General features: G+C 66.4%; 6 protein-coding genes. 2 read left to right on the plus strand and 4 right to left on the minus strand.

Annotation, left to right across the window (positions count from 1 at the left end; translation table 11 throughout):
* Positions 1-41: 41 nt before the first annotated feature.
* Complete coding sequence (locus tag M7H19_RS09550) at positions 42-1,595, plus strand: serine/threonine-protein kinase (RefSeq protein WP_298179781.1); 1,554 nt, start codon at positions 42-44, stop codon at positions 1,593-1,595.
* A gap of 6 nt (positions 1,596-1,601) precedes the next feature.
* On the opposite strand, the gene M7H19_RS09555 is transcribed toward M7H19_RS09550, so the two are convergent.
* From M7H19_RS09555 to M7H19_RS09570, 4 genes are read right to left on the minus strand one after another with little or no spacing between them, the layout of a single operon-like run.
* Positions 1,602-2,360: an ATP-binding cassette domain-containing protein gene (locus M7H19_RS09555; protein WP_298179784.1), complete on the minus strand. Its 759-nt coding sequence runs from the start codon at positions 2,358-2,360 to the stop codon at positions 1,602-1,604.
* Positions 2,357-3,352 carry an iron chelate uptake ABC transporter family permease subunit gene (locus tag M7H19_RS09560; RefSeq protein WP_298179786.1) on the minus strand — a complete coding sequence of 332 codons (996 nt, stop codon included), beginning with the start codon at positions 3,350-3,352 and terminating at the stop codon, positions 2,357-2,359. Before M7H19_RS09560 ends, M7H19_RS09555 begins: the two co-directional genes overlap by 4 nt.
* The gene (locus M7H19_RS09565) at positions 3,349-4,359 is read right to left on the minus strand and encodes an iron chelate uptake ABC transporter family permease subunit (protein WP_298179788.1); all 1,011 of its coding nucleotides are present in this window, start codon (positions 4,357-4,359) and stop codon (positions 3,349-3,351) included. The genes M7H19_RS09560 and M7H19_RS09565 overlap by 4 nt, the downstream gene beginning before the upstream one ends.
* Positions 4,356-5,306, minus strand: a complete 951-nt coding sequence (locus tag M7H19_RS09570; protein WP_298179791.1) for a siderophore ABC transporter substrate-binding protein — start codon at positions 5,304-5,306, stop codon at positions 4,356-4,358. Before M7H19_RS09570 ends, M7H19_RS09565 begins: the two co-directional genes overlap by 4 nt.
* Before the next feature lie 350 nt (positions 5,307-5,656).
* Here M7H19_RS09570 and M7H19_RS09575 point away from each other — a divergent pair.
* A partial coding sequence (locus M7H19_RS09575; protein WP_298179793.1) for a TCP-1/cpn60 chaperonin family protein occupies positions 5,657-6,158 on the plus strand: 502 nt, incomplete at its 3' end.

Below are 6,158 nucleotides of genomic sequence, written 5' to 3' on the forward strand. Positions count from 1 at the left end.
ACTGGCGTCGGAGCCGATGCACAGACGTTAGGCTGCGCTCTGTGGCAGACGAGGAGTCGGCCGACCTGACCGGTCGGAGGCTGGGCAACTACCGCATCGACGGTGTGCTCGGCCGAGGTGGCATGAGCGTGATGTACAGGGCCACCGATGTGCGTCTGGGACGCAAGGTGGCCCTCAAAGTGATCGGGGAGCACCTCGGTGCGGACGCGGAGTTCCGCGAACGGTTCGTCGACGAGGCGCGCAACACCTCGGCCATCGATCACGCCAACATCGTGCCGCTGTACGACTTCGGCGAGCTCGACGGGATGCTCTACATCGCGATGCGGCTCGTCGATGGTTCTGATTTGGCGAGTCTCGTCGGGAACGGTCCGATGGAGCCCGAGCGTGCTCTCGGCCTGCTCGAACAGGTCGCCGACGCCCTCGACACGCTGCATGAGCGCGGCCTCGTCCACCTCGACGTCAAACCGGCGAACGTGTTGGTCACCAGTCGTGAGTCGGCGCGGGAACACGTCTACATCGCTGATTTCGGGTTGACGCGGCGCGGTACCACGGGCCACCGGACCCGTAGCGGGGACTTCCTGGGCTCACCGACGTATGCCGCGCCCGAGCACCTACGGGGTGAGCCGCTCGACGGGCGCACCGACCAGTACGCGCTCGCGTGCATGCTTTTCGCCTGCCTCACGGGACAGCCGCCGTTCAAGGGCGACGTGCAGACGGTGATCAAGGGTCATCTGAGCGGTGACGTGCCGTCCGTCTCCTGTGCCGTGCCGTCGTTGCCACCCGCCATCGACGAGGTGGTGCGCAAGGGGATGGCCAAGTCGGCCGACCAGCGCTACTCCAGTTGTGTGGAGTTGGTGGAGGCTGCGCGGAAGGCGCTGGAGGGCGGTGCGGACGCGGCGCCGGATGGCTCCCGGCAGAGGCCCGGGCAGGGCGAGGGCATGCCGATGCGTCCTCTCGGCGCTCAGCAGGGAAGTGGGCCCGTGATGCAGCGGGGACAACAGGGACAGCAGGGACAACAGGGGCCTTCAGGGCAGCAGGGACTTCTGGGACTCCAGGGGCCGCAAACCGGGCCCGGCCAGTTCGGGCAACCCGGCCAGCCGGGCCAGCCCGGGCAAGTGGGGTCGCCGCCTCAGCCGGGGCGGCCACCGATGCCGGGCTTTCCCGGTGGGCAGCCCGCAGCGCAACCCGGCCAGCCGCCTCAGCCCGGATACGGGCCCGCGCCGCACGCGGCGCCGATGGCCTCGCCGTACGGCACACCACCGCACGGCTCCCCCATGCCGCCGCCCGGTGGGCCGCCCGGGCACCATGCCCCCGCCCAGGGATACGGTTCCGCGCCCACCGAACGTTCCACGCCGTGGTGGGTGTGGGCGCTGGCGGCCGTGATCGTCGGTGCCGGGGTCGTGCTCGTGCTGTACCTGACCCTCGGTAGCGAAGAGGACCGGAAAGGCGGCACCAACGAGCTCGACATCACGCCGAGCACGACCACGTCGATCCCGGAGATCCCGATCGGTCCGGGCGGTCAGCAGGAAGTGCCGGACCCGGGCCAGCCGGACAACCTTCCTCCGACGAACATCCCGATCGTTCCCGAAGGGTGATCGGGGTCAGCCGTAGAAGTCGCCGATGCGGTGTCCGGCGAGTTCGTGTACTTCGATGTCGAGGTCGAAGACGGCCCGGAGCACGGTCGGCGTCATGATGTCGCCGACTTCTCCGTGGGCCACCACACCGCCGTCCCGCATGGCGACGACGCGGTCGGAGTAACGCGCCGCGAAGTTGATGTCGTGCACCACCATGACGACAGTCTTGCCGTACTCGTCGGCCATGTTCCGCAGCCTGCGCATGATCTGGACCGAGTGCCTCATGTCCAAATTGTTCAATGGCTCGTCCAGCAGTACGTAGTCGGTGCTCTGGCACAGCACCATCGCCACGTGGGCACGTTGCCGCTGCCCACCCGACAGTGTGTCGAGTGGACGGTCGGCGAATCCGGACAGCTCGAAGTAGTCGATGGCGTCGTCGATGATTTCGTGGTCCGATGAGGTCAGCCGCCCACGGGAGTGGGGGAACCGGCCGAACGAGACGAGTTCTCGAACGGTGAGCCGTACGGCCGTGTAGTTGTCCTGCCGCAACACGGCCAATCGCCGTGCCAGTTCCTCGGTCGCCGTGGTGGAGACGTCGAGCCCATCCACGCTGATCGACCCGCTGTCCGGCTCAATCAACCGGCTGATCATGGATAGCAGGGTGGATTTACCCGCCCCGTTCGCCCCGATCACCGAGGTGACTCCACCGGACGGAATGGACAGTGAGACATCGTCGACGACAGTGGTGTTGCCGTACTTCTTGGTGACGCCGTTGACTTCGATCATCGTGTGGACTCCCGGACGAGCAGGACGAGGAAGTAGAGGCCGCCGCCGAAGTTGATGACCACGCTGAGCGCGGTGTCCATGCCGAGTACCTGTTCCAGTACGAGCTGCCCCCCGACGAGGGTGATGATCGCGACCAGGGAGGCGGCGGGCACGACGACCGCGTGACGGAACGTGCGGGTGAGTTGTCTCGCCAGGTTGGCCACCAGCACGCCGAGGAACGTGATTGGGCCGACGAGCGCCGTGGACACCGACACCAGTACCGCGATGATCACCAGGCTGCGGTTGACCACGGATCTGTGGTGAACGCCGAGGCTGATCGACGTGTCCCTGCCGAGTGCCACGACGTCGAGCTTGCGGAACAGTCGTGCTCCCCAGGCGCCGAGCGCGACGAGCAGCACGGCCGAGAACCACAGCAGGCTCTCGTCCACCGAGTTGAAGCTAGCGAAGAGGCTGTCCTGCAGGGTCACGAAGTCGTTCGGGTTGATCAGTCGCGACGCCAACGACGACAGGCTGGAGAACAGCGTTCCGAAGATGACCCCGACGAGCACGAGCAGGTAGAGGTCACGGCTGTTGCGGTCGAACAACCACCGGTGCAGCGCGAACGCGAAGACGATCATCAGACCGGATTGGACCGTGAAGAGCAGACGTGGATCGGTGCTGCTGAGCGCGATGGCTCCCGCGAAGTACACGATCAGCGTCTGGATGAGCACGAACAACGAGTCGAACCCCATGATCTGGGGGGTGAGGATGCGGTTGTTCGTCACGGTCTGGAACAGCACGCTGGAGTAACCGACGGCGATCCCGACCGCGACCATGGCCGCCACCTTGCGCAGGCGGATGCCTAGCGCGTACTCCAGGTTGCCGGTGAGGCCGATGGTGCAGAACGCGACCACGGTCGCCAGTGCCACCACGGTGAGTACGCCGAGGACGCGACGTTGACCCACCACGTCCTTCGTTGCTTTCCGGCTCGCTCCGGCTTGTGCCTCGGTCATGCCGTCCTCCGCCGGGCCCGCAGCACGAGGAAGATGAACAGGCCCGCGCCCACGACTCCCGCGATCGTCTCGACCGGGATCTCGTACGGATAGCGGATCGTGCGGCCCAGCACGTCGCAGCACAGCACGAAGAACCCGCCCGCCAACGCGGTGACGGGCAGCGCCCGGCGCAGGTTGTCGCCGAGTATGAGCGTGACGATGTTGGGCACGACCAGCCCCAGGAACGGGATGTTGCCCACCGTCACCACCACCACAGCAGTGATCACCGACACCAGCATGAGTCCCGTGGTGACCACCCTGTCGTAGTGCACGCCGAGGTTGACGGCGAAGTCCCTGCCGAGTCCGGCGAGGGTGAAGCGATCGGCGAAGAGATAGCCGACGAGTGCCGCCGCCGCTGTGATCCACAGCAGTTCGTAGCGGCCCTTCAGCACACCGGAGAACTCGCCGCTGGTCCACGCCGACAGCGTCTGCAGCAGATCGAAGCGATAGGCGAAGAAGGTGCTGATCGCCGAGATGACGCCACCGAACATGATGCCCACCAGCGGCACCACGATGATGTCGGCGAACGTCAACCGTCGCAGCAGCATCAGGAACATGCCCGTACCCAGCAGGGCGAACACGGTGGCCACCGCCATCTTCACGCCGACGGCCTCCGCCCCGAAGAACACGGTGGCCACCAGCACGCCCAGCGATGCCGACTCCGCAGTGCCCGCTGTGGACGGTGTGACGAACCGGTTGCGGGTCAGGCTCATCATCACCAGGCCGGCGACGCTTAAGGTCGAACCGGCCAACAGGATGGCCAACAGCCTCGGCAGCCGCGATTCCCACAGCACGAGAAGCTGGTTCTGGTCGCCTGTCAGCAGCCCTGTGGGAGTCAGCTCCGTGACTCCGACGAACAGCGAACCGAACGCCGCCAGGACGAGCAGGACCGCGCCGAGAGCGATGTGACGGCGGCGGACCGGGCCGAGACGTCGGGCACCGGTCCGCCGGGTTGCGGACGAGGTCACGCCACGCTGTCTCCGACAGAGGTGATCATGGACTCCAGCGAGGGCAGGCCGTTGGAGGTCAGGTACCACGTGGACGGATCGAGGTAGACGATGCCGTCCTCCTTGGCCGCCGTGGTGCCGTTCACCAAAGCGTTGTCGAGTACCTGCTTGGCCGATTCCCCGGACTCGCCGATGGCGGAGTCCCGGTCGATGACGAACAGCAGGTCGGGGTTGGCCTCGGCGATGAACTCCGAGGAGATGGCGTCACCGTGCGTGTCGGCGGACAGGTCGTCGACGGCGGGCTGCACTCCGAGGTCGTCGTAGATGATGCCGAACCGGGAACCGGGGCCGTAGGCGCTGATCTTGCCTCCGGTGGTGAGGATGACCAGTCCGGTCTTGTCGGCGGCACCCGAGTTCTTCACTTCCTCGGCCTTGGCGGCCAGCTCGTCGAGCCGGTCGCGCACCGCGTCCTCCTTGCCGAACAGGCTGCCCAGCGTCTCGATGCGCTCGGTGGCGCTGGCGAGGAAGTCGGTCGTGTCGACACTCAAGTCGACGGTCGGGGCGATCTCGGACAGTTCTCCGTAGGCAGGGGCGGACCGCGCCGCGACGATGATCAGGTCGGGTTCGAGGGCATTGACCTGTTCGTAGTCGGGTTCCTTGAGGCTGCCGACTTTGGTGTAGTCGTCGGAGCCGTATTCGCTCAGGTCTTCGGGCAGGTTCGCGACCTCGGGAACACCCACCACGCCTTCGACGCCGAGGGTGTCCAGTGTCTGGAGCACACCGAGATCGAAGACGACGATTCGTTCCGGCGTACCATCCAGTGTGGTGGTGCCCTGGGCGTGTTCGACCGCGATCGAGTTCTCGGACTCGGCCGTGTCGGCCTCCGAATCGCCGCCGCACGCGGCCACCAGGCCCAGTAGGCCCACCATCAGGGCTGCGAGCCATCTTCCGCGATGTCTCGTGCGCATGTTCGCTCCCTCAAAGATCAAGACCTGGGATAGGTAAGGCTAACTTAAGTCGATTGGGTCGCCCGGGGGAGTGATGCTCGTCGCAAAGTGGCATAAATCGCCCGGGTGAGGAGCGTGGTGTAGCCGGATGGCTCGAGCCCCCCTTGCTTGCACTCTCACCCTGAGAGTGCTAAACACGGAATTGGCACTCGACACCGTCGAGTGCTAGGCGGTCGGTCGTCGACCACCGCCTGAAGGTCGGGACGGTGAGGCCACGTTCGCCGGCGTGATCACGCTGCCGAACTGGTCGTCCGTCGCGGGCACCGAGCCTGGCCGAGGACGTGTCCTGACTACCGGAGGACCACACCGCAATGGCCAAACTGATTGCGTTCGACGAGGAAGCCCGTCGCAGCCTTGAGCGCGGGCTGAACACCCTCGCGGAGGCCGTCAAGGTGACGCTCGGCCCCCGGGGCCGCAACGTCGTGCTCGAGAAGAAGTGGGGCGCGCCGACGATCACCAACGACGGTGTCTCGATCGCGAAGGAGATCGAGCTCGAGGACCCGTGGGAGAAGATCGGGGCCGAGCTCGTCAAGGAAGTTGCCAAGAAGACCGACGACGTCGCGGGTGACGGCACCACCACCGCCACCGTGCTCGCCCAGGCCCTCGTCAAGGAGGGGCTGCGCAACGTTGCCGCCGGTGCCGACCCGATCGCGCTGAAGCGCGGCATCGAGCAGGCCGTCGAGGCCATCACCGAGCAGCTGCACAAGATGGCCAAGGAGGTCGAGACCAAGGAGCAGATCGCGGCCACCGCGTCGATCTCCGCGGCCGACAAGACCATCGGTGAGCTGATCGCCGAGGCGCTCGACAAGGTCG

The sequence above is a fragment of the Saccharomonospora sp. genome, assembly GCF_027317685.1.
Classification (GTDB): domain Bacteria; phylum Actinomycetota; class Actinomycetes; order Mycobacteriales; family Pseudonocardiaceae; genus Saccharomonospora.